This is a genomic window from Allorhizobium sp. GW101-3B10 (assembly GCF_059424725.1).
Map to the genome: position 1 here is coordinate 4,637,780 of NZ_JBWKZR010000001.1, position 19,721 is coordinate 4,657,500.

The following is a 19,721-nucleotide window of genomic DNA, read 5'->3' on the forward strand; positions in this document are numbered from 1 at the left end:
CCGCGATGCCCCAAGCCGCCACCGATCAGAACCTGCCGCTCGTCCGGCGCCTCGAAGCCGTCGGCTTCAGGGCGTGGCCGGCGACATCCGTGCAGTATGACGGCAGCTGGCAGATCCGCCTCACTGGCGGCCATCCCTCCAAGCGGCTGAACTGCGTCGTTGCGCTCGACCCGTCCGACAGCCGCGACATCGCCATCCGTCTGGAGAAGGCGGCGCGCAAGTTCGAGGCCCATGGCCGGCCGATCCTGGTGCGCGAGACGCCTTTGACCCCGAAACCGCTGATCGAGCTGATGAAGGCCGATGGCTGGGAGCGGTTCGAGGAAGTGCTGACGATGACCTGCGACCTGACCGCGATCGAACTGCCGGAGAACACGCTCGACCACCTACCGAGCCACGACGTCGGCCGCTTCGTCGATGCGGATCTCTGCGTCAACGGCACCGATCCGGCGCTCAAGCCGTCGCTGGCCGAGGTCGTCAGCGCCATCAAGCCGCCGACCGGGCTCTTCGTCATCGAGGATCCGGAGGCCGGTCCGGTGGCGGTGGCGCTCTGCGTGCAGGACAACGACCTCGCCGGCATCATGTCGCTTTCCGTGAGGCCCGATCACCGCAAGCGCGGGCTCGGGCTGGAAATCCTGACGGCGGCGCTGCGCTGGGCGCGGATGCGCGGGGCGAAGAGCGCCTGGCTGCAGGTGGTGGCGGACAATGCGCCGGCCCTTGCCCTCTATTCCAAGCTCGGCTTCACAGAGGCCTATCGTTACGCCTACTGGCGCAAGGGGCCTTCTACATGAGCGCCGGCGAGAAGCCCATCCTGCTCGTCGCGGCCTGCGCGCTGATCGACACCGACAACCGGATCCTGCTGGCGCAGCGCCCCGAGGGCAAGACGCTTGCGGGCCTCTGGGAATTTCCCGGCGGCAAGGTCGAGAAGGGCGAAACGCCCGAGGAGACGCTGATCCGCGAGCTCGAGGAAGAGCTCGGCATCGTCACCAAGGTGCCGTGCCTCGCGCCGCTCACCTTTGCCAGCCACACCTACGAGACCTTCCACCTGCTGATGCCGCTCTACATCTGCCGGCGCTACGAGGGCATCGCCCATGGACGCGAGGGGCAGGCGGTGAAATGGGTCCGGGCCAATGCCCTGCGGGACTATCCGATGCCGCCGGCGGACGAGCCGCTGATCCCCTTCCTGCAGGACCTTCTTTAGCCTTTTCTATAATTTGCAGACGTTCTTAACGCAAAGTTTACGGCCCTGGGGCAAACCTCATGGCTGTTGTTCATGCGTTCGAAGCGCATGTATGGAGCGTTTCATGGCAAACGAGGATTTCTGGAAGACCGTCAGGTCGAGGGAACGGTCTTCGCACCTCTCCGGAAAGACCGGAGTACTCAACATCGCCCTGCTGTTCGGCATGGCGGCGATTGCGCTGTCGCTCGTGCTGACACCCATGCTGGCGGACCGGACCGAGAAGCGAAGCCTTGCCTTCGAATCGGACCAGGTCGACATGATGAGCACCGGCTCGATCGGCAAATCGGAAGGCGGCAAGCGCTACACGATCCGCCGCAGCGTGCTGCAGGAAACACCCGGATCGGTCTGCATCGTCGGCGACGGCTGCTGACCCCATACTGGAATGCCAACTCCGCCGGTGACGGCGCCGGACCAACTCGGGAGAGGCCATGCATCTCGTCTTGAAATTCATCGCCGATCGTCAGGCGGCCACAGCCATCGAATACGGCCTCATCGCCGCGATCATCGGGCTGGCGCTGATCCTCGGTCTCGGCGCCTTTTCCGATTCGCTTGCCGGCGTCTTCGAGACGATCCGCAACGCCATCGTCAACGCCTGACGGCCCAGCTGCCCGCTGCACCTCGCTTGAGGCCTCAGCCGGACGGCCTTTTGCGCGTCCAAGCGAAGGGCCGCACTCCTCCTCAATTCAGCCCTTTCTCCCGCTCGTCGGTGGCAGGCCCTTGGTCGGGTCGAGCGCATCGGCAAGGCGCATCTTCGCCGAACCCGGCTTCAGCGGCTTCTGCTGGCTTTCGTGCGGCGCCCAGCCGGACACGTAAATGATCGAGAAGGTGGCGCGGATGCGTCCGTCCGGATCGGCATAACGTTCTGCATAGCGCTCGGCGGCTTTCAGGAAGAAAGCACGCCCGACGGGCTTGCGGCTGCGGCCGATCAGCGGGTTGGCCATGCCCATGGCCTTGAGGTCGCGCATCAGGGCGAACAGGTTGTCGTAGCGGACCGTATAGCTTTCCTCGTCGACCACAGGCAGGGTGAAGCCGGCGCGCTGCAAAAGCGCACCGACGTCGCGGATGTCGGGGAAGGGGATGACGCGCGGGCTCGCGCCCCCATGCAGCTCGATCTCGGTGGTCAGCAGCACGTCGCGCAGCTCGCCGAGCGTGCCCGCACCGGGGATCGCCGCGAGGAACAGGCCGTCGGGCTTCAGCGCACGACGGATCTGCACCAGCACGCCCGGCGTGTCGTTGGTCAGATGCAGCGCCAGCGGCGAGAGCACGAGGTTCACCGATTGCGGCGCAAGCGGCACGGCCTCGAAGGGAGCGACGGTCAGCGCGTCGCCCTCGGCTGAGAAATCCTGATGGGTCTCGATGCGCTCGAGCCTGTCGATCTTGCCGGTCTGAAGCGCCAGCCGGGCCGTCGCACCGGTACCACCGTGCAGCTCGACCGCCTGCTCGAACCGGCGCTCGACCAGGGAGAGGCGCTCGGACAATTCGCGCGCCGCGATCTCCAGGAGGAAGTCGGTGCCGGTCTCCAGCCGGCGCCTGGCGCGCAGCCGGTTCGCCGTCACCAGGTCCTGATCGAAAATCCGTTCCATCCTGTCCGCTCCAGTCAAAAACTCGGTCTGGCAAAGGCGCCGGCAAGCGCCTAAAGTCAACCGCATGCCGGGTCAAATAGTGCAAAAAGCCGTGTCCGTCAGCGTCGCCGTGCCGTTCGGCATCGCGGCTTTCCTGCGTGACATCGTCTTTCCGCCGAGCTGCGCCCACTGCCATTGCCGCACCGGCCGGCACGGCGGGCTCTGCCCGCGCTGCTGGTCGTCCATGCGCTTCATCGAACGACCGTTCTGCGAGGTACTGGGCACGCCGTTCGGCCATGATCCCGGTCCCGGTATGCTGTCGGCGGAGGCGATCGCCAATCCGCCGGTGTTCGACCGGCTGCGCAGCGTGGCTATCCACGAGGGCATCGCCCGCGACCTGGTGCACGACCTGAAGTATCGCGACCGCACCGATCTCGCGCCGATGATGGCCGGCTGGATGGCGCGGGCCGGCGGCGAGGCGCTCTCAAACTGTGATGCGGTGGTCTCCGTACCGCTGCACCGGACCCGGCTGTTTTCCCGCAAGTTCAACCAGTCGGCCGAGCTCGCCCGGCATGTGGCGCGGCTCTCGGGCAAACCCTTCCTGCCGCTCGCGCTGGTGCGCAACAAGAAGACCGCCCAGCAGGTGGGGCTGACCGCCAATGCGCGGGCGCTCAACGTGCGCGGCGCCTTCAGCGTGCCGGAGGCCGGCTCGCCGCAGGTGTTCGGCCGGCGCGTCGTGCTGGTCGACGACGTCTTCACCACGGGGGCGACGGTCAGCGCCGCCACCCGCGCGCTGAAGCGGGCAGGTGCCCGGGAGGTCACAGTTTTAACCTTTGCAAGGGCATTCTCCGGTCCTATATGACAGGGACAACGACATTCTTTCCGGCTCTTGCCGGCCCCATCCGACCGGAGACACATATGGCATCCGTGACCATCTATACCCGCCAGGGCTGCGGCTACTGCTCGCGCGCCAAGGCGCTGCTCGCCTCCAAGGGCGTTTCCTATCTCGAGCATGACGCGACCGGCAATCCGGAGCTGCGCCAGGAGATGATCGCCAAGTCGAACGGCGGCATGACCTTCCCGCAGATCTTCATCGGCGAGCGCCATGTCGGCGGCTGCGACGACCTTCATGCACTCGACCGGGCCGGCAAGCTCGACACCCTTCTGGCGGCTTAAGGAAAAACAGATCATGACCTTCAAGGCTGCCGCCATCCAGATGTGTTCGGGTGTCGACCCGGAAAAGAACGCCGCTTCCGTGGCCCGCCTCGTGCGTGAAGCCGCCGGTCACGGGGCGATCTATGTGCAGACGCCGGAGATGACCGGTGCCGTGCAGAAAGACCGTCCGGGCCTGATGGCCGTCCTGCGCGACGAAGAGCATGATATCATCGTCAAGGCTGCCGGGGATCTGGCGCGCGAACTTTCCATCCATCTGCATGTCGGCTCGACCGCCATTCTGCTGCCGGACGGCAAGATCGCCAACCGGGCCTTCCTGTTCGGACCCGATGGCCGCAGGATCTGCGCTTATGACAAGATCCACATGTTCGACGTCGATCTCGACAATGGCGAGAGCTGGCGCGAGAGCGCCGTCTACCGTCCGGGCGACAAGGCGATGGTCGCCGACCTGCCGTTCGCCCGGCTCGGCTTCGGCATCTGCTACGACGTGCGCTTCCCGCAGCTGTTCCGCGCCGAGTCGCTGGCAGGCGCCCAGATCCTGACCACGCCGGCGGCGTTTACCCGCCAGACGGGCGAGGCGCATTGGGAAGTGCTGCTCAGAGCCCGGGCGATCGAGAACGGCGCCTTCGTCATTTCCGCGGCGCAGGCCGGTGTGCACGAGGACGGTCGCGAGACCTTCGGCCATTCGATGATCATCGATCCCTGGGGCAAGGTGCTGGCCGCGGCCGGCGGCACGGGCGAGGCGATCGTGTTGGCCGACATCGACATCGGGGCGGTGGCTGCGGCGCGCGCCAAGATCCCCAACCTCAAGAATGCACGCGACTTCGAACTCAGCATGCAGCCCGAACTGGCGAAAGGGGGCGTCACCGTTTGATCCGCTACGCGCTCATCTGCGACAAGGGACACGACTTCGAGGGCTGGTTCTCGGAGAGCGGCGACTTCGACCGCCAGAAGGCGAGCGGGTATCTCAGCTGTCCCGCCTGCGGCTCGCTCGAAGTGTCGAAGGTGCTGATGGCGCCGTCGGTCTCGACCGCGCGGCAGAAGGAGGCGTCGCATGCACTCGCCGTCACCGAGGCGCAGAAGACGGCGATGGCCAAGCTGAAGGAGGCGATCACCGCGATCCGGGCCAATAGCGAGGATGTCGGTGAGCGCTTTCCCGAAGAGGCCCGCAAGATCCACTACGGCGAAGCCGAAGCGCGGGGCATCATCGGCGAGGCGTCGCTTGCCGAGGTCAAGGCGCTGGTCGACGAGGGCATCGAGATCGCCCCGCTGCCGGTTTTGCCGGACGACGTGAATTGACGCTTCAGGCGCTTGAACCTCCGAGATTGCGTTTGGCTTGCCGAGCCAAGATCCGCTCATAGTTGCGGGCGCCGTGAAGAATGCGGACAATGGTCACCGTTGTCTCGTCAATCTTGTAGAAGATCAAATAGCGTTCGAATACGCGCCGCCTCATACCACCGACACGTGGAAGATGGACAAGCGCGAAAGCCTCCGGCATGTCGGCAATCTCAAGACAGCACCGTAGCAGTTCGTCCAAGAAAGCGTCGGCGCGCGAAGGATTGTGTTCGAGGATATAGCGGCCTATCGCGGTCAGATCGGCGCGAGCCGAACGGGTGAACGCAACCCTCATGCTCGCCGGCGTTTTAGGCCAAGTTCGGCGCGAACGCTGTCAAAAGCCTCCTCGACGGACGTGACGCGTCCGGCTTCGATGTCGGCGAGGCCGCGGTCCAGTTCCTGCTCCAATGTCCGCAGGGTTTCTTCATCCTCGAAGCGTTCATGCAAGAGCGCCTCGACATAGGCACTGGCGGAGGCGAATGATCCGCGCTTCATTTCCCTATGGATGAATTCCTCCATCTGCGGGTCCACCTGGACAGCAATCTCGGTTTTTCCGGCCATCACGATTTCCTCATCCATCAGAAGATCAGCATATCACGACCGAGGATGTGGGGGAAATGCTTCGCTTTCGGCTTGGATCACTTGGCCGCCTTGGCCGACCCCACTCACCCCTTGAAACCGCCATCGTCCAGATAGGACTGTTCCGCGGGTGTCGTTGCGCGTCCGAGCGCGGCGTTGCGGTGGGGGAAGCGGCCGAATCTGGCGATGATGTCGCGGTGCTCGACTGCCCAGCGCAGGCTTTCCGCGTCGCCGGTCTCGTCGCGATGGACGGTGAAGAGCTGGATGCTGAGCACCTGGTCGGCCGGATCCTCCGAATGCTCGAAGGGCAGATAGAGGAAGGGGCGGAGCTTGGGGTCGACCGCGCGGTCGAAACCCTGTTCCAGCGCCTGACGGGCGATGGCGCGCGCCAAGCCGTCGGTTGCGAAGGCATGGCCGCTGCCGCGGAAGAGATTGCGGGGGAACTGGTCGAGCAGGATGATCAGCGCCAGCGTGCCTTCGGCCGTCTGGCCCCAGTCGGCGAGATCGCCGCGGGCCGCGGCGAAATGGGTGTCGAGAAAGCCGTCGCGGATCGCCGCGTCGAAATCGTCGTCCTTGGCGAACCATTTCGGCGGTCCGGCCTCGAGCCAGAAGGAGACGACGTCCGCGGGGGCCGTCATGCCTGGGTGTCCGTCTGCGTGCCGGCGATCGCGGGACGGCGGGCCAGCACCATGTAGTTGACGTCGATGTCGGCGGACAGGTTCCACTGGTTCTGCAGCGGATTGAAGAACACGCCCTTCATCTCGACGACTTCCATGCCGCTCGTCTTCAGCGGGGCCTCGAGCTCTTCCGGGCGGACCAGCTTTTCATATTGATGCGTGCCGCGCGGCAGCCAGCCGAGCACGTATTCGGCGCCGACGATGGCAAGGGCGGCGGCCTTGAAGGTGCGGTTGATGGTGGAAACGAGCATCAGGCCGCCGGGCCGCACCATGGAGGCGCAGGTGGAGATGAAGAATTCCACATCGGCGACATGCTCGACGACTTCCATGTTGAGGACCACGTCGAAGGTTTCGCCGGCGGCTGCAAGCGATTCCGCAGTCACGGCGCGGTAGTCGACCTTGACCCCTGTCTGGGCCGCATGGGTGCTGGCGATGCCGATATTGCGCTCGGAGGCGTCCGCGCCGAGCACGTCGGCACCCATCCGGGCGACCGGCTCGGAGAGCAGCCCGCCGCCGCAGCCGATGTCGAGGATGCGCAGGCCTTCGAGCGGGCGGTGGGCCTTGGGGTCGCGGCCGAAATGGGCTGAGACATGATCGCGCATATAGGCGAGGCGGACCGGATTGATCTTGTGCAGGGGCTTGAACTTGCCGGTCGGGTCCCACCATTCCGCGGCCATGGCGGAAAAACGGTCGACTTCGACTTGATCGATCGTTGTGCGTGCTTCAGCGCTCATTGTCGGATCCTCTCTGCACGGATATTGCTGTTCAAGTCGGCCGATCGGGCGGCAAAGTCAAGGGTCCGGCTCATAGCGGGCAAAGCGTGCGTCGAGGCGACGCTGCCGCCGGTTCGGCCTCCTGACAGCGTATTCCAGGCTGACCGGATCGTCTTCGGTCAGCATGGCGTCGATCTGCGGCAGTGTCGTCCCGACGAGATAATCGAAGATCTTCCCTTCGGCATTGACGATGCAGAGCGGAAGGCAGGCGACGGCGGCACCGCTCAGGCCGAGTTCGCGCTCCCTGGCGATCGCCGGACCCTGGCGTGGCGTGGCGAGCATCGGGCCGCTGCATAAGCGGTTGCGACGACAGGACCGGTAGCGGCAGAAAGGGCGGTTGAGCGCTTCGCAGTGATAGCGCAGGGTGAGCGTGCCCACGATCCGCCAGCGGGCCTCGTGGTGCTCCTCGCGGGCGCGTTCCAGCTCTGGGTGGTCGGTCTTTGCCATGGCTCTTCTCCTTTCCCGGGCATGGGTGATCGTTCACGCGGGTCAAAACCCCGTGTCTTGCTGCCTTCTCCCTTTTCCGGCCATCCGGCCGGGGCGCCCGGCATGCCGGACAAAATTAAAACAGTGACACGCAGGGCGCCCCGTTTCGATGTTTTTCGCCACCCAGTTCCTTGTCCCTCTACAGCGCCGAAACCGACGCCTTGGGTGCCGCACAGGCACGTCCCTTTTCAGGGAGGGGGACCGACTTAGGGCAGCCTGCGACATCCTCCCGCGTTTCAGAAGGACCCTTCGCAGCACCGTCCCCACCTCGCCGGCAACGCTTTCCGGTGTATCCGTGGCAGGGCAGGACAAGTATCGCATGGGCGGGGAGGGCGGGGAAAACGAGGGAGGCAGGAAAATCGCGGCGACGGAACAAACGGGATGAACCGAACGTTCATGGGCGGTTCATTCGCACAGGCGTAGGTAAAGCGCAGAACGGAATACCGAGGAGATATCTCTATGAAAAAGCTCAGGATATTCGCCCTGAGCGCGGCGTTTGTCGCCGTGCTTCCCGGCCTCGCCGCCGCGGCGACTGCCTATTCGACGGCGAATGTGAACATGCGCTCCGGCCCGAGCACCCAGTATCCGCCGGTGCTCGTCATCCCCGCCGGCGTGCGCGTCGACATCCAGGGCTGCATGCAGTCGGCCAACTGGTGCGACGTCGCCTATGCCGGCTATCGCGGCTGGGTGTCCGGCCGTTACCTGCAGACGACCTATTCGCAGCGCCAGGTCTATGTCGATCCGGAATACTACCGCCCGCTCGGCATCCCGACGATCACGTTTTCGATCGGCAGCTACTGGGACCGCCACTACCGCGACCGCGATTTCTACCGGGATCGCGACAGCTGGCGGGACGGATATTATCGTCCGCGGCCGCCGCGCGATTATGACGGCGAATGGCGTCGCCCGGCCACGCGCGATCCCGACGACAGCTGGCGCCGTCCGCCGCCGCGCTACGATGACGGTGACTGGGACCGCCCTCCGGCCCGCGACCCGGACATCCGCCGCCCGCCGCCGCGTGATCCGGACATCCGCCGTCCGCCGCCGCGCGACCCGGACATCCGTCGTCCGCCGCCGCGCGATCCGGACGTCCGTCGTCCCCCGCGTGATCCTGACGCTCGTCCGTCCAGCGAAAAGCGGGACAAGGATCGCGAAAAGGCACTGCGGAAGATCCTGTGCCCGGACGGCAAGAGATGCCATCCGCAGAGCAGCGACTGATTGCTCTCATTCGAACGGCGGCCGAAAGGCCGCCGTTCCTGCGTTCGGCCCCTCGTGCGGGGCCCGTGCCGATGCACATGGAGCGGCAATGGCCGCGCAGCCATATCGCCTGAAGGCCTTAGCCCGGCGCCCATTGAACTTGCCCGTTGTTTTCGATATGAGACCGCAACTTCGCCCGGTCAGATGTTTCCGGGCGGTTCTTCCAAGGGGCGCCGGCGGGCGTCCATCAGCGTGACGGTATCGAAGGCATGGCTCGCATCGTGATGAAATTCGGCGGTACCTCCGTCGCCAATCTCGAACGCATCTACAACGTTGCCCGGCATGTCAAACGCGAGGTCGATGCCGGCCACGAGGTGGCTGTCGTCGTCTCGGCCATGTCCGGCAAGACCAACGAGCTGGTCGACTGGGTTCAGACCATGCCGAAGGTGGCCGGTGCCGACTCGCCGTTCTACGACGCGCGCGAATATGACGCGGTGGTCGCCTCGGGCGAACAGGTGACGTCGGGGCTTCTGGCCATCGCGCTGCAGTCGATGGGCATCAATGCCCGCTCCTGGCAGGGCTGGCAGATCGCCATCAAGACCGACAATGCGCATGGCGCGGCGCGCATCCAGGAAATCGACGGCGCCGACATCATCCGCCGCATGGGCGAGGGCCAGGTGGCGGTCGTCGCCGGCTTCCAGGGCATCGGCCCGGACAACCGCATCGCCACGCTCGGCCGCGGCGGCTCCGACACCTCGGCCGTGGCGATCGCCGCCGGCATCAAGGCCGACCGCTGCGACATCTATACCGACGTCGACGGGGTCTACACGACCGATCCGCGCGTCGAGCCGAAGGCGCGGCGGCTGAAGAAGATTGCCTTCGAGGAAATGCTGGAAATGGCCTCGCTCGGCGCCAAGGTGCTGCAGGTGCGCTCGGTCGAGCTCGCCATGGTCCACAAGGTGCGCACCTTCGTGCGCTCGAGCTTCGAGGATCCCGATGCACCGGGCATGGGCGATCTGTTGAACCCGCCCGGTACGTTGATTTGCGATGAGGAAGAGATCGTGGAACAGGAAGTAGTCACCGGTATTGCCTATGCCAAGGATGAAGCGCAGATCTCGCTGCGTCGGCTCGCCGACCGGCCGGGCGTCTCCGCCGCGATCTTCGGGCCGCTGGCCGAGGCGCATATCAATGTCGACATGATCGTCCAGAACATCTCGGAAGACGGCACCCGCACCGACATGACGTTCACCGTTCCGTCGGGCGATGTCGACAAGGCGCTCTCCGTGCTCGGCGAGAACAAGGACAAGATCGGCTACGACGTCGTGCAGAGCGAAAAGGGCCTGGTGAAGGTCTCGGTCATCGGCATCGGCATGCGCAGCCATGCCGGCGTCGCCGCCACGGCCTTCAAGGCGCTCGCCGAAAAGGGCATCAACATCAAGGCGATCACCACCTCGGAAATCAAGATTTCGATCCTGATCGACGGCCCTTATGCCGAACTCGCCGTTCGGACTTTGCATTCCTGCTACGGCCTCGATAAGAATTGATTCTCTAAAGCGGAATTCGCCCTCCCCGTCGTTTGCGACACGGGCGGCGAGGCCGCCCGGCCCAATGACGAATTCGGGAGCATGCACGCATGAGAGACCTTTCCGCGGGTCCGCGCGTCCTCCTCAAGCGGTTGCGCGAATTGATGGCGGAGCCGCTCGAGCCACAGGAGCGCCTCGACCAGATCGTTCGCCAGATCGCGAGCAACATGGTCGCGGAAGTGTGTTCGGTCTATGTGCTGCGCGCCGACGGCGTGCTCGAACTCTACGCCACCGAGGGTCTGAACAAGGATGCCGTCCACCTCGCCCAGCTGAAGATGGGCCAGGGCCTGGTCGGCACCATCGCGGCCTCCGCCCAGCCGCTCAACCTGTCCGACGCCCAGGCCCATCCGGCCTTCCGCTACCTGCCGGAAACGGGCGAGGAGATCTATCATTCCTTCCTCGGCGTGCCGATCCTGCGCGCCGGCCGCAGTTTGGGCGTTCTCGTCGTGCAGAACAAGGCACAGCGCAACTATCGGGAAGACGAGCTTGAAGCGCTCGAAACCACCGCCATGGTGCTGGCCGAGATGATCGCGACCGGCGAACTGAAGAAGATCACTCGGCCCGGTCTCGAACTCGACCTGACGCGGGCGGTGACGATCGACGGCGACGGCTACAACGAAGGCATCGGGCTCGGCTATGTCGTGCTGCACGAGCCGCGCATCGTCGTCACCAATCTGCTGAACGAGGACACCGAGACGGAAATCCGCCGGCTGGCCGACGCGCTCGGTTCGCTGCGCATTTCGATCGACGACATGCTGTCGCGGCGTGAAGTGTCGATGGAGGGAGAGCACCGCGACGTGCTGGAGACCTATCGGATGTTCGCCCACGACCAGGGCTGGGTCCGGCGCATGGAAGAGGCGATCCACAACGGTCTGACGGCGGAAGCTGCGGTCGAGAAGGTGCAGAGCGACACCAAGGCACGCATGATCCGCCTGACGGATCCCTATCTGCGCGAGCGGATGCACGATTTCGACGATCTCGCCAACCGGCTGCTGCGCCAGCTGACCGGATTTTCGCCGCACAGCCAGACCGAGGGCTTTCCCGCCGACGCGATCGTCTTCGCCCGTGCCATGGGTGCGGCCGAGCTGCTCGACTATCCGCGCGCCAACCTGCGCGGCCTGGTGCTGGAAGAGGGCGCGGTGACGAGCCATGTGGTGATCGTCGCACGCGCCATGGGCATTGCCGTGGTCGGCCAGGCGACGGGCGCCGTGGCGCTTGCCGAAAACGGCGATCCGGTGATCATCGACGGCGACGACGGCAAGGTGCATGTCCGGCCGGTGGCCGATCTGCAGAAGGCCTATGAGGAAAAGGTCAAGCTTCGGGCCCGCCGCCAGGAACAGTTCCGCGCGCTGCGCGACGTCGAGCCGATCACCAAGGACGGCACGCGCATCACCCTGCAGATGAATGCCGGCCTGCTGGTCGACCTGCCGCAGCTGTCCGAATCGGGCGCCGAGGGCATCGGCCTGTTCCGCACCGAGTTGCAGTTCATGATCTCCTCGACCATGCCGAAGGGCGAGGAACAGGAGAGCTTCTATCGCAGCGTGCTTCGCCAGTCCGGCGGGCGCCCGGTGACCTTCCGCACGCTCGACATCGGCGGCGACAAGGTGGTCTCCTATTTCCGCGGCCATGAAGAGGAAAATCCGGCGCTTGGCTGGCGGGCGATCCGCCTGTCGCTCGACCGGCCGGGCCTGCTGCGGACCCAGCTGCGCGCGCTGCTGAAGGCCGCTGCCGGCGGCGATCTCAAGATGATGCTGCCGATGGTGACCGAGGTCGGCGAAATCCGCGCGGTGCGCGAGCTGATGCAGAAGGAGGTCCAGCACCTCTCGAAGTTCGGCCATCCGCTGCCGAAGAAGCTGCAGTTCGGCGCCATGCTGGAAGTGCCGGCGCTGATGTGGCAGCTCGACGAGCTGATGCAGGAGGTCGACTTCGTCTCCGTCGGGTCCAACGATCTGTTCCAGTTCAGCATGGCGGTCGACCGCGGCAATGCGCGCGTTTCCGACCGCTTCGACGTGCTGGGGCGGCCGTTCCTTCGAATCCTGCGCGATATCGTGCGCGCCGCCGACCGGCACGAGACGCCGGTGACGCTGTGCGGCGAGATGGCGGGCAAGCCGCTTTCGGCCATGGCGCTGCTCGGCATCGGCTTCCGCTCGATCTCGATGTCGCCGACCTCCATCGGTCCGGTCAAGGCGATGCTGCTGGGGCTCGACGTGGCGCAACTGAGCCGGGAGCTCAACGGCGCGCTGGACGATCATCATTCGCACCTGCCGCTCAGGGATATCCTGGTCGGCTTTGCCGAAGACAACAATATTCCCCTCTGACTGAATTCAACGTGGAGTAAAGGGTGGCGAAGCTTCCTGTCGAGAAAATGCGTGAACTCGAACGCCGGTTCGGCGAGATAGAGGCACGCATGTCGGCGGGGCCGGCGGCCGACGTCTATGTCAAGCTCGCCTCGGAATATTCCGAGCTGCAGCCGGTGGTGAAGAAGATCCGCGAATACGAGGCGGCGATCGCCGAGCTTTCGGGGCTGAAGGCCCTTTTGTCCGACAAGGGCACCGACCGCGAGATGCGCGATCTCGCCGAAATGGAGATGCCCGAGGTCGAGGCGCGCATCGAGGGGCTGGAGAAGGATATGCAGATCCTGCTCCTGCCCAAGGACGCCGCCGACGAGAAGAGCGCGATCCTTGAAATCCGCGCCGGTACCGGTGGGTCGGAGGCGGCGCTTTTCGCCGGCGACCTGTTTCGCATGTACGAGCGCTTCGCCTCGACCAAGGGTTGGAAGGTCGAAGTCCTGTCGGCCAGCGAAGGGGAAGCCGGCGGCTACAAGGAAATCATCGCGACGATCACCGGGCGCGGCGTGTTCTCCAAGCTCAAGTTCGAATCCGGCGTGCACCGCGTGCAGCGCGTGCCCGAAACCGAGGCGAGCGGCCGCATCCACACCTCGGCGGCCACCGTCGCCGTCTTGCCGGAGGCCGAGGAGATCGACATCGAGATTCGCCCGGAGGACATCCGCATCGACACCATGCGCTCGTCGGGCGCCGGCGGCCAGCACGTCAACACCACCGATTCGGCGGTGCGCATCACCCATCTGCCGACCGGGCTCGTCGTCACCTCCTCGGAGAAGTCGCAGCACCAGAACCGCGCCAAGGCGATGCAGGTGCTGCGCTCCAGGCTCTACGACATGGAGCGGCAGCGCACCGACAGCGAGCGCTCCGCCGACCGCAAGAGCCAGGTGGGCTCGGGCGACCGCTCGGAGCGCATCCGCACCTACAATTTTCCGCAGGGCCGCGTCACCGATCACCGCATCAACCTGACGCTCTACAAGCTCGACCGGATGATGGAGGGCGACATCGACGAGATGGTCGACGCGCTGATCGCCGACTACCAGGCGGGCCAGCTCGCCCAACTCGGCGAGCAGACGTGAGCGGGGCCTCGGCGCTCGGCGCCGTCGTCGCCGAGACGCGGGCAGCGCTCTCCGATGCCGGCTTTGCCGACGCCGCCATCGAGACGCGGATTCTGCTCGGAGGCCTGCTCGGGCTTTCCACCACCGAAGTGTTCACCCAGGCCGACCGGCCGGTGACGGCGAGCGAGCGCGCGCGGATCGCCGATGCGGTGGCGCGAAGGCTGAAACACGAACCCGTGCACCGTATTCTCGGCCACCGCGAATTCCACGGCCTCGACCTGACGCTGTCGCCGGATACGCTGGAGCCGCGGCCCGACACCGAGATCCTCGTCGGTACGGTTCTGCCGCATCTGCGGCAGATCGTGGCGGAAAAGGGCGGCGCCCGCATCCTCGACCTGGGTACGGGGACCGGGGCGATCGCGCTCGCCCTCTTGAAGGAATGCCCGCAGGCACAGGCGCTCGGCAGCGATATTTCGCCGGGGGCCCTTCACATCGCTGCCGTCAATGCCCATCTCAATGGCGTGACCGACAGATTCGACACGCGCGAAAGCGCCTGGTTCGAAGCGATCGACGAGAGCTTCGACATCATCGTGTCAAATCCGCCCTATATACCCACCGAAGTGGTCGATGCGCTGGAGCCCGACGTTCGCGACTACGACCCCCGGGCGGCGCTCGACGGCGGCGAAGACGGCCTTGGCGCCTATCGCGCGATCGCCGAAAATGCAGCGCAACATTTGCTTGCAAAGGGCCTGGTCGGCGTCGAAATCGGCTACGACCAGAGGGAAAGTGTCACGCAACTCTTTGAACAAAGTGGTTTTTCGCTTGCCGAGCAGCATCGTGACTATGGCGGCAATGATCGGGTCCTGCTGTTCAGGCGGGCGAGTTGACCCCCGGTTTGCTGCGTCTGCTAAGGATAATTGCGCTTTTGAAAGAAAAGGCTTGGTTTTCCGAATGAAGCGTAATAGTTTGCGGGCACGCAACGGGCAGCAGGGAATGAACGAGATTCGTTCTGGTCTGGGTTTGCCGCGATTTCAGCTCGTGACTGGGCTTCACGGGACGAGCAAACCCCGATGCGTAACTCAGTAAACTTGACTATCACCAGCGGCACGAAAGCGATGGCGCGGTATGCCCGCGGCACGCATAACCTTGGTCCGGTCCAATCCAGAACCAACAGCGTTGCCATCTATCAGCACAACAGAAGAACTCAGGTGAAGTATCGATGAGGCCAGGACAGCAGAACAAGCGTGGTCGCGGGCGTAACAGCGGCGGCGGCGGTGGCGGCGGTAATAGCGGAAATTTCAACCGCAAGGGTGCCAACCCGCTGACGCGGACGTATGACAGCTCCGGCCCCGACGTGAAGATCCGCGGCACGGCCCAGCATATCGCCGAGAAATATACGACCCTTGCCCGCGACGCACAGAGCGCCGGCGACCGGGTCATGGCGGAAAACTATCTTCAGCACGCCGAGCACTACAACCGCATCATCGCGGCCGCCCAGGCGCAGATGCAGGAACGCTTCCAGCGCGACGACCGTGACGAGCGCGACGACCGCGACGAGCGGGATGACCGCAACGAGTACAATGATCGCGACGGCGACGACATGGACGGCATGGACGAGCCGACGATCGGTGCCCAGGCCGCTCAGCCGCAGCAACAGCAGCGGCCGCAACCGCGGCCCCAGCCGCAACCGCAGCAGCAGCCGCAGCGACCCCAGATGCAGCCGCGGCCGCCGCGCCGCGAGGTCGAGATTGCCGGTTCCGGTCCGCAGCCGGTGCTGGAGGAAATGCCCGCCGAAGCCGTTGTCGCCGCCGCCGAAAGCGCTGCCGACGGTTCGGGAGAGCGCCTGCCGCGCCGCCGCAATGCCGCGGGCCGTCCGCGTCGCCAGCCGCGCCGCAATGCCGGCGAAGAGGGTGCGGAAGGTGGCGAATCCGCTGCCGATGCCGATGCCCCCGTACCGGCGCTCACCCCGTCCGAGTGATCGGACAAGGCGCTTCCAATCGAAACCCCTTCTTCCCTCCGGAAGGAGGGGTTTCCTGCTTTCGGGGGACAGGAACATCGGCGCCGCCCTCCGTCCGTTCGGCTCCTGGTGCCTTCTCCGCGCGGCCCTGGTCTTGCGGTTCGTCAATCCTTGAACTTTTGCCCCAAATCGCTCTTTAAACACCGAAAATCCGTCCCCATATCTCGGTCAGAGGGACGGCGACGTCCCGCAAGGCCCGCCTTGTCAGGGGGCCTCATCTCAACCGCCGCGCTGTGCCGAACGGGCAGGGCGGCTACCGGAGACAGGCACGATGAACATCGAAAAATATTCCGAGCGCGTCCGCGGCTTCCTGCAATCCGCCCAGACCCATGCGCTCTCCGAAGGCCACCAGCAATTCACCCCCGAGCATGTGCTGAAGGTCCTGCTCGACGACGACCAGGGCATGGCCTCGTCGCTGATCACGCGCGCCGGTGGCGACCCGAAGGAAGCCCGCATCGCCAATGACGCCGCGCTCGCCAAGCTGCCCAAGGTGTCCGGCGGCGGTGGCCAGGTCTATCTGTCGCAGCCGCTCGCCAAGGTCTTCACCACGGCCGAGGACGCCGCCAAGAAGGCCGGCGACAGCTTCGTCACCGTCGAACGCCTGCTGCTGGCGCTGGCGATCGAGACGTCCGCCTCGACGTCCGCGACGCTGAAGAAGGCCGGCGTGACCGCGCAGGCGCTGAACCAGGTGATCAACGAGGTGCGCAAGGGCCGCACGGCCGACGGCGCCAATGCCGAAGCCGGTTTCGACGCGCTGAAGAAATATGCCCGGGACCTGACGGCCGAAGCCCGCGAGGGCAAGCTCGACCCGGTGATCGGCCGTGACGACGAAATCCGCCGCACCATCCAGGTCCTGTCGCGCCGCACGAAAAACAATCCGGTGCTGATCGGCGAGCCGGGCGTCGGCAAGACGGCGATCGCCGAGGGCCTTGCGCTCAGGATCGTCAACGGCGACGTGCCGGAAAGCCTCAAGGACAAGAAGCTGATGGCGCTCGACATGGGCTCGCTCATCGCTGGTGCCAAATATCGCGGCGAGTTCGAGGAGCGGCTGAAGGCGGTTCTCAGCGAAGTGCAGTCGGAAAGTGGCGAGATCATCCTGTTCATCGACGAGATGCACACGCTGGTCGGCGCCGGCAAGGCCGACGGCGCGATGGATGCCTCCAACCTGTTGAAGCCGGCGCTCGCCCGCGGCGAGCTGCACTGCGTCGGCGCGACCACGCTCGACGAGTACCGCAAGCATGTCGAGAAGGACGCGGCCCTTGCCCGCCGGTTCCAGCCGGTCATGGTCAACGAGCCGAATGTCGAGGACACGATCTCGATCCTGCGCGGCCTCAAGGAAAAATACGAGCAGCACCACAAGGTGCGGATTTCCGATTCGGCGCTGGTTGCGGCCGCCACCCTGTCGAACCGCTACATCACCGACCGCTTCCTGCCGGACAAGGCGATCGACCTGATGGACGAGGCCGCCTCGCGGCTGCGCATGCAGGTGGATAGCAAGCCGGAGGAACTCGACGAGCTCGACCGCCGCATCATGCAGCTGAAGATCGAGCGCGAGGCGCTGAAGAAGGAAACCGACGTGTCTTCGGCCGACCGGCTGAAGCGGCTCGAATCCGAACTCGCCTCGCTCGAGGAGGAGGCCGATGCGCTGACCGCCCGCTGGCAGGCGGAAAAGCAGAAGCTCGGCCTTGCCGCCGACCTGAAGAAGCAGCTCGACGAGGCGCGCAACGAACTGGCGATCGCCCAGCGCAAGGGTGAATTCCAGCGCGCCGGCGAGCTTGCCTATGGCGAGATCCCGAAGCTCGAGAAGCAGCTGGTCGAGGCGGAAGCCCAGGACGGCAATGCCCGCGATTCGATGGTGCAGGAGGTCGTGACCCCCGACAACATCGCCCATGTCGTGTCGCGCTGGACCGGCATTCCGGTCGACAAGATGCTCGAGGGCGAACGCGACAAGCTGCTGCGGATGGAAGACGAGCTGGCGAAATCGGTGGTCGGCCAGGGCGACGCTGTGCAGGCGGTGTCGCGTGCGGTGCGCCGTTCGCGCGCCGGCCTGCAGGATCCGAACCGGCCGATCGGCTCGTTCATCTTCCTCGGCCCCACCGGCGTCGGCAAGACCGAGCTCACCAAGACGCTCGCCCGCTTCCTGTTCGACGACGAGAGCGCGCTGGTGCGCATCGACATGTCGGAATACATGGAGAAACATTCGGTCGCCCGCCTGATCGGCGCGCCTCCCGGCTATGTCGGCTATGAGGAAGGCGGTTCGCTCACCGAATCCGTCCGTCGCAAGCCGTACCAGGTCGTGCTGTTCGACGAGATCGAGAAGGCCCATCCGGACGTCTTCAACGTGCTGCTGCAGGTGCTCGACGACGGCCGGCTGACCGACGGCCAGGGCCGGACCGTGGACTTCAAGAACACGATCATCATCATGACCTCGAATCTCGGCGCCGAATACCTGACCGGTCTTCGCGACGACCAGGACAGCGAGGCGGTGCGCGACCAGGTGATGGACGTGGTCAAGGCGTCGTTCCGGCCGGAATTCCTCAACCGCGTCGACGAGATCATCCTGTTCCACCGGCTGCGGCGGGCGGAAATGGGCACGATCGTCGACATCCAGCTGAAGCGCCTGGTCGCGCTGCTCGCCGAGCGCAAGATCACCATCGACCTTCGGCCGGATGCGCGCGAATGGCTGGCCGACAAGGGCTACGACCCGGTCTATGGCGCGCGGCCGCTGAAGCGGGTGATCCAGAAGTTCGTCCAGGACCCGATGGCCGAACAGATCCTGTCGGGAGCGATCCCGGACGCATCGACGGTGACCGTCAGTGCCGGGTCCGACCGCCTGCTGTTTGCCACGGAGCGAACGGTCAGCGAAGCGGCCTGATCAAACGACGGACGATCCGCGCATCAAGACAGGCGGTCCCTTCGGGGGCCGCCTTTTTTGCCGTCATGACGGGAGAGCCTTGGGATCTGCTGGCGGACGGATCCGCGGCGCGATGCCGCTCGTCCGCGTCCGCGTCAGTTGCTGGCGACTTCGGCCGGCTTGCCGCCGGTCAGCAGGGCGTCGATGCGCTGGCGCTCGGCCTCGAACTTGGCGAGCGTTTCGCCCTCGAGCGACTTGCCACCGGGCAGGCGGACGCGCAAGGGGTCGACCTTGGTGCCGTTGACGATCAGCTCGTAGTGCAGGTGCGGACCGGTGGACAGGCCGGTATTGCCGACATAGCCGATCACCTGGCCCTGGCGCACCTTGGCGCCCTCCGTCACGCCCTTGGCGATGGCGCTCTGGTGGTTGTAGGAGGTGACATAGCCGTTGGCATGGCGGATCAGCGTCTGGTTGCCGTAGCCGCCACTGTCCCAGCCGGCCTTCTCCACCGTGCCGTTGCCCGAGGCGATGATCGGGGTCCCGCGGGGGGCTGCCCAGTCGGTGCCGGTATGCATGCGCGAATAGCCGAGAATCGGATGGCGGCGCATGCCGAAGCCCGACTTGAAGATGCCGTTCGGCACGGGATTGCGCAGCAGGAACTGGCGGATCGACTTGCCGTTCTCGTCGAAATAGTCGACCGAATTGTCGTCCGGGTTCTGGAAACGGTAGAAGGTCGTGACCGTGTCGCCGAAGCGGGCGCGGACATAGAGCAGTTCGCTCTCCTCGGTCGCCTGGCCGGCCTCGTCCTCGACCGAGAAGAAGGCCTCGAGCGTGTCGGCCGGCTTCAA

General features: G+C 65.4%; 22 protein-coding genes (1 of these 22 cut by a window edge). 15 read left to right on the forward strand and 7 right to left on the reverse strand.

What is annotated here, in order from left to right; all coding sequences use genetic code 11:
- Positions 1-5: 5 nt before the first annotated feature.
- From AC07Y0_RS22670 to AC07Y0_RS22685, 4 genes are all read left to right on the forward strand, one after another.
- Complete coding sequence (locus AC07Y0_RS22670; RefSeq protein ID WP_498679874.1) at positions 6-788, forward strand: GNAT family N-acetyltransferase; 783 nt, start codon at positions 6-8, stop codon at positions 786-788.
- Positions 785-1,198 (forward strand): 8-oxo-dGTP diphosphatase MutT, encoded by a 414-nt coding sequence (gene mutT, locus AC07Y0_RS22675; protein ID WP_498679875.1) that lies wholly within the window; start codon positions 785-787, stop codon positions 1,196-1,198. The genes AC07Y0_RS22670 and mutT overlap by 4 nt, the downstream gene beginning before the upstream one ends.
- Before the next feature lie 103 nt (positions 1,199-1,301).
- Positions 1,302-1,607: a hypothetical protein gene (locus AC07Y0_RS22680; protein WP_498679876.1), complete on the forward strand. Its 306-nt coding sequence runs from the start codon at positions 1,302-1,304 to the stop codon at positions 1,605-1,607.
- Between the two features lie 58 nt (positions 1,608-1,665).
- The gene (locus AC07Y0_RS22685) at positions 1,666-1,833 is read left to right on the forward strand and encodes a Flp family type IVb pilin (RefSeq protein WP_454747805.1); all 168 of its coding nucleotides are present in this window, start codon (positions 1,666-1,668) and stop codon (positions 1,831-1,833) included.
- A gap of 87 nt (positions 1,834-1,920) precedes the next feature.
- Here the strand turns inward: AC07Y0_RS22685 and AC07Y0_RS22690 are convergent, their stop codons facing one another.
- Positions 1,921-2,820 (reverse strand): methyltransferase domain-containing protein, encoded by a 900-nt coding sequence (locus tag AC07Y0_RS22690; protein WP_498679877.1) that lies wholly within the window; start codon positions 2,818-2,820, stop codon positions 1,921-1,923.
- 91 nt (positions 2,821-2,911) lie between these two features.
- Between AC07Y0_RS22690 and AC07Y0_RS22695 the strand changes: the two genes are divergently transcribed.
- From AC07Y0_RS22695 to AC07Y0_RS22710, 4 genes are read left to right on the forward strand one after another with little or no spacing between them, the layout of a single operon-like run.
- Positions 2,912-3,661: a ComF family protein gene (locus AC07Y0_RS22695; protein ID WP_498679878.1), complete on the forward strand. Its 750-nt coding sequence runs from the start codon at positions 2,912-2,914 to the stop codon at positions 3,659-3,661.
- 56 nt (positions 3,662-3,717) lie between these two features.
- Positions 3,718-3,975: a glutaredoxin 3 gene (gene grxC / locus AC07Y0_RS22700; protein WP_498679879.1), complete on the forward strand. Its 258-nt coding sequence runs from the start codon at positions 3,718-3,720 to the stop codon at positions 3,973-3,975.
- Positions 3,976-3,988: 13 nt separating this feature from the next.
- The gene (locus tag AC07Y0_RS22705) at positions 3,989-4,846 is read left to right on the forward strand and encodes a carbon-nitrogen hydrolase family protein (RefSeq protein WP_498679880.1); all 858 of its coding nucleotides are present in this window, start codon (positions 3,989-3,991) and stop codon (positions 4,844-4,846) included.
- Positions 4,843-5,271 carry a DUF1178 family protein gene (locus tag AC07Y0_RS22710; protein WP_498679881.1) on the forward strand — a complete coding sequence of 143 codons (429 nt, stop codon included), beginning with the start codon at positions 4,843-4,845 and terminating at the stop codon, positions 5,269-5,271. The genes AC07Y0_RS22705 and AC07Y0_RS22710 overlap by 4 nt, the downstream gene beginning before the upstream one ends.
- Positions 5,272-5,275: 4 nt before the next feature.
- On the opposite strand, the gene AC07Y0_RS22715 is transcribed toward AC07Y0_RS22710, so the two are convergent.
- From AC07Y0_RS22715 to AC07Y0_RS22735, 5 genes are all read right to left on the reverse strand, one after another.
- Positions 5,276-5,602, reverse strand: a complete 327-nt coding sequence (locus AC07Y0_RS22715; protein WP_498679882.1) for a type II toxin-antitoxin system RelE/ParE family toxin — start codon at positions 5,600-5,602, stop codon at positions 5,276-5,278.
- Positions 5,599-5,886: a type II toxin-antitoxin system ParD family antitoxin gene (locus tag AC07Y0_RS22720; RefSeq protein WP_498679883.1), complete on the reverse strand. Its 288-nt coding sequence runs from the start codon at positions 5,884-5,886 to the stop codon at positions 5,599-5,601. Before AC07Y0_RS22720 ends, AC07Y0_RS22715 begins: the two co-directional genes overlap by 4 nt.
- Positions 5,887-5,972: 86 nt before the next feature.
- Positions 5,973-6,524 (reverse strand): DUF924 family protein, encoded by a 552-nt coding sequence (locus AC07Y0_RS22725; protein WP_498679884.1) that lies wholly within the window; start codon positions 6,522-6,524, stop codon positions 5,973-5,975.
- A complete protein-coding gene (gene ubiG, locus AC07Y0_RS22730; RefSeq protein ID WP_498679885.1) occupies positions 6,521-7,297 on the reverse strand; it encodes a bifunctional 2-polyprenyl-6-hydroxyphenol methylase/3-demethylubiquinol 3-O-methyltransferase UbiG in 777 nt (258 codons plus the stop codon). The genes AC07Y0_RS22725 and ubiG overlap by 4 nt, the downstream gene beginning before the upstream one ends.
- Before the next feature lie 57 nt (positions 7,298-7,354).
- On the reverse strand, positions 7,355-7,783 hold the full coding sequence (locus tag AC07Y0_RS22735; RefSeq protein ID WP_498679886.1) for a hypothetical protein: 429 nt from the start codon (positions 7,781-7,783) through the stop codon (positions 7,355-7,357).
- Between the two features lie 498 nt (positions 7,784-8,281).
- Here AC07Y0_RS22735 and AC07Y0_RS22740 point away from each other — a divergent pair, with 498 nt between their 5' ends.
- The 7 genes from AC07Y0_RS22740 to clpB all read left to right on the forward strand — a co-directional run bounded on the left by AC07Y0_RS22740 (position 8,282) and on the right by clpB (position 18,894).
- Positions 8,282-9,040, forward strand: coding sequence for an SH3 domain-containing protein (locus AC07Y0_RS22740; RefSeq protein WP_498679887.1), 759 nt, complete (start codon positions 8,282-8,284; stop codon positions 9,038-9,040).
- A 248-nt stretch (positions 9,041-9,288) separates the two neighbouring features.
- Positions 9,289-10,563: an aspartate kinase gene (locus tag AC07Y0_RS22745; RefSeq protein WP_498679888.1), complete on the forward strand. Its 1,275-nt coding sequence runs from the start codon at positions 9,289-9,291 to the stop codon at positions 10,561-10,563.
- Between the two features lie 89 nt (positions 10,564-10,652).
- On the forward strand, positions 10,653-12,920 hold the full coding sequence (gene ptsP / locus AC07Y0_RS22750) for a phosphoenolpyruvate--protein phosphotransferase (protein WP_498679889.1): 2,268 nt from the start codon (positions 10,653-10,655) through the stop codon (positions 12,918-12,920).
- A 23-nt stretch (positions 12,921-12,943) separates the two neighbouring features.
- Entirely contained in the window at positions 12,944-14,023 is a 1,080-nt protein-coding gene (gene prfA, locus AC07Y0_RS22755) for a peptide chain release factor 1 (RefSeq protein ID WP_498679890.1), read from the forward strand.
- Positions 14,020-14,889, forward strand: coding sequence for a peptide chain release factor N(5)-glutamine methyltransferase (gene prmC / locus AC07Y0_RS22760; RefSeq protein WP_498679891.1), 870 nt, complete (start codon positions 14,020-14,022; stop codon positions 14,887-14,889). Before prfA ends, prmC begins: the two co-directional genes overlap by 4 nt.
- 332 nt (positions 14,890-15,221) lie before the next feature.
- A complete protein-coding gene (locus AC07Y0_RS22765; RefSeq protein WP_498679892.1) occupies positions 15,222-15,980 on the forward strand; it encodes a DUF4167 domain-containing protein in 759 nt (252 codons plus the stop codon).
- A gap of 310 nt (positions 15,981-16,290) precedes the next feature.
- Positions 16,291-18,894 carry an ATP-dependent chaperone ClpB gene (gene clpB / locus AC07Y0_RS22770; RefSeq protein ID WP_498679893.1) on the forward strand — a complete coding sequence of 868 codons (2,604 nt, stop codon included), beginning with the start codon at positions 16,291-16,293 and terminating at the stop codon, positions 18,892-18,894.
- A gap of 134 nt (positions 18,895-19,028) precedes the next feature.
- Here the strand turns inward: clpB and AC07Y0_RS22775 are convergent, their stop codons facing one another.
- Positions 19,029-19,721 carry the final stretch of a M23 family metallopeptidase gene (locus AC07Y0_RS22775; protein ID WP_498680314.1) on the reverse strand. It continues 1,257 nt past the right edge of the window, so 693 of the gene's 1,950 nt are visible here — the last part of the coding sequence; the start codon falls outside the window, past its right edge; it ends in the stop codon at positions 19,029-19,031.

Excerpts from the sequence above, each read along its gene's own strand:
- AC07Y0_RS22670 (WP_498679874.1), top strand. The coding sequence starts at position 6 with ATGCCCCAAGCCGCCACCGATCAGAACCTGCCGCTCGTCCGGCGCCTC.
- mutT (WP_498679875.1), top strand. The coding sequence starts at position 785 with ATGAGCGCCGGCGAGAAGCCCATCCTGCTCGTCGCGGCCTGCGCGCTG.
- AC07Y0_RS22680 (WP_498679876.1), top strand. The coding sequence starts at position 1,302 with ATGGCAAACGAGGATTTCTGGAAGACCGTCAGGTCGAGGGAACGGTCT.
- AC07Y0_RS22685 (WP_454747805.1), top strand. The coding sequence starts at position 1,666 with ATGCATCTCGTCTTGAAATTCATCGCCGATCGTCAGGCGGCCACAGCC.
- AC07Y0_RS22690 (WP_498679877.1), bottom strand. The coding sequence starts at position 2,820 with ATGGAACGGATTTTCGATCAGGACCTGGTGACGGCGAACCGGCTGCGC.
- grxC (WP_498679879.1), top strand. The coding sequence starts at position 3,718 with ATGGCATCCGTGACCATCTATACCCGCCAGGGCTGCGGCTACTGCTCG.
- AC07Y0_RS22705 (WP_498679880.1), top strand. The coding sequence starts at position 3,989 with ATGACCTTCAAGGCTGCCGCCATCCAGATGTGTTCGGGTGTCGACCCG.
- AC07Y0_RS22715 (WP_498679882.1), bottom strand. The coding sequence starts at position 5,602 with ATGAGGGTTGCGTTCACCCGTTCGGCTCGCGCCGATCTGACCGCGATA.
- AC07Y0_RS22720 (WP_498679883.1), bottom strand. The coding sequence starts at position 5,886 with ATGGATGAGGAAATCGTGATGGCCGGAAAAACCGAGATTGCTGTCCAG.
- AC07Y0_RS22725 (WP_498679884.1), bottom strand. The coding sequence starts at position 6,524 with ATGACGGCCCCCGCGGACGTCGTCTCCTTCTGGCTCGAGGCCGGACCG.
- ubiG (WP_498679885.1), bottom strand. The coding sequence starts at position 7,297 with ATGAGCGCTGAAGCACGCACAACGATCGATCAAGTCGAAGTCGACCGT.
- AC07Y0_RS22735 (WP_498679886.1), bottom strand. The coding sequence starts at position 7,783 with ATGGCAAAGACCGACCACCCAGAGCTGGAACGCGCCCGCGAGGAGCAC.
- AC07Y0_RS22740 (WP_498679887.1), top strand. The coding sequence starts at position 8,282 with ATGAAAAAGCTCAGGATATTCGCCCTGAGCGCGGCGTTTGTCGCCGTG.
- AC07Y0_RS22745 (WP_498679888.1), top strand. The coding sequence starts at position 9,289 with ATGGCTCGCATCGTGATGAAATTCGGCGGTACCTCCGTCGCCAATCTC.
- ptsP (WP_498679889.1), top strand. The coding sequence starts at position 10,653 with ATGAGAGACCTTTCCGCGGGTCCGCGCGTCCTCCTCAAGCGGTTGCGC.
- AC07Y0_RS22765 (WP_498679892.1), top strand. The coding sequence starts at position 15,222 with ATGAGGCCAGGACAGCAGAACAAGCGTGGTCGCGGGCGTAACAGCGGC.
- clpB (WP_498679893.1), top strand. The coding sequence starts at position 16,291 with ATGAACATCGAAAAATATTCCGAGCGCGTCCGCGGCTTCCTGCAATCC.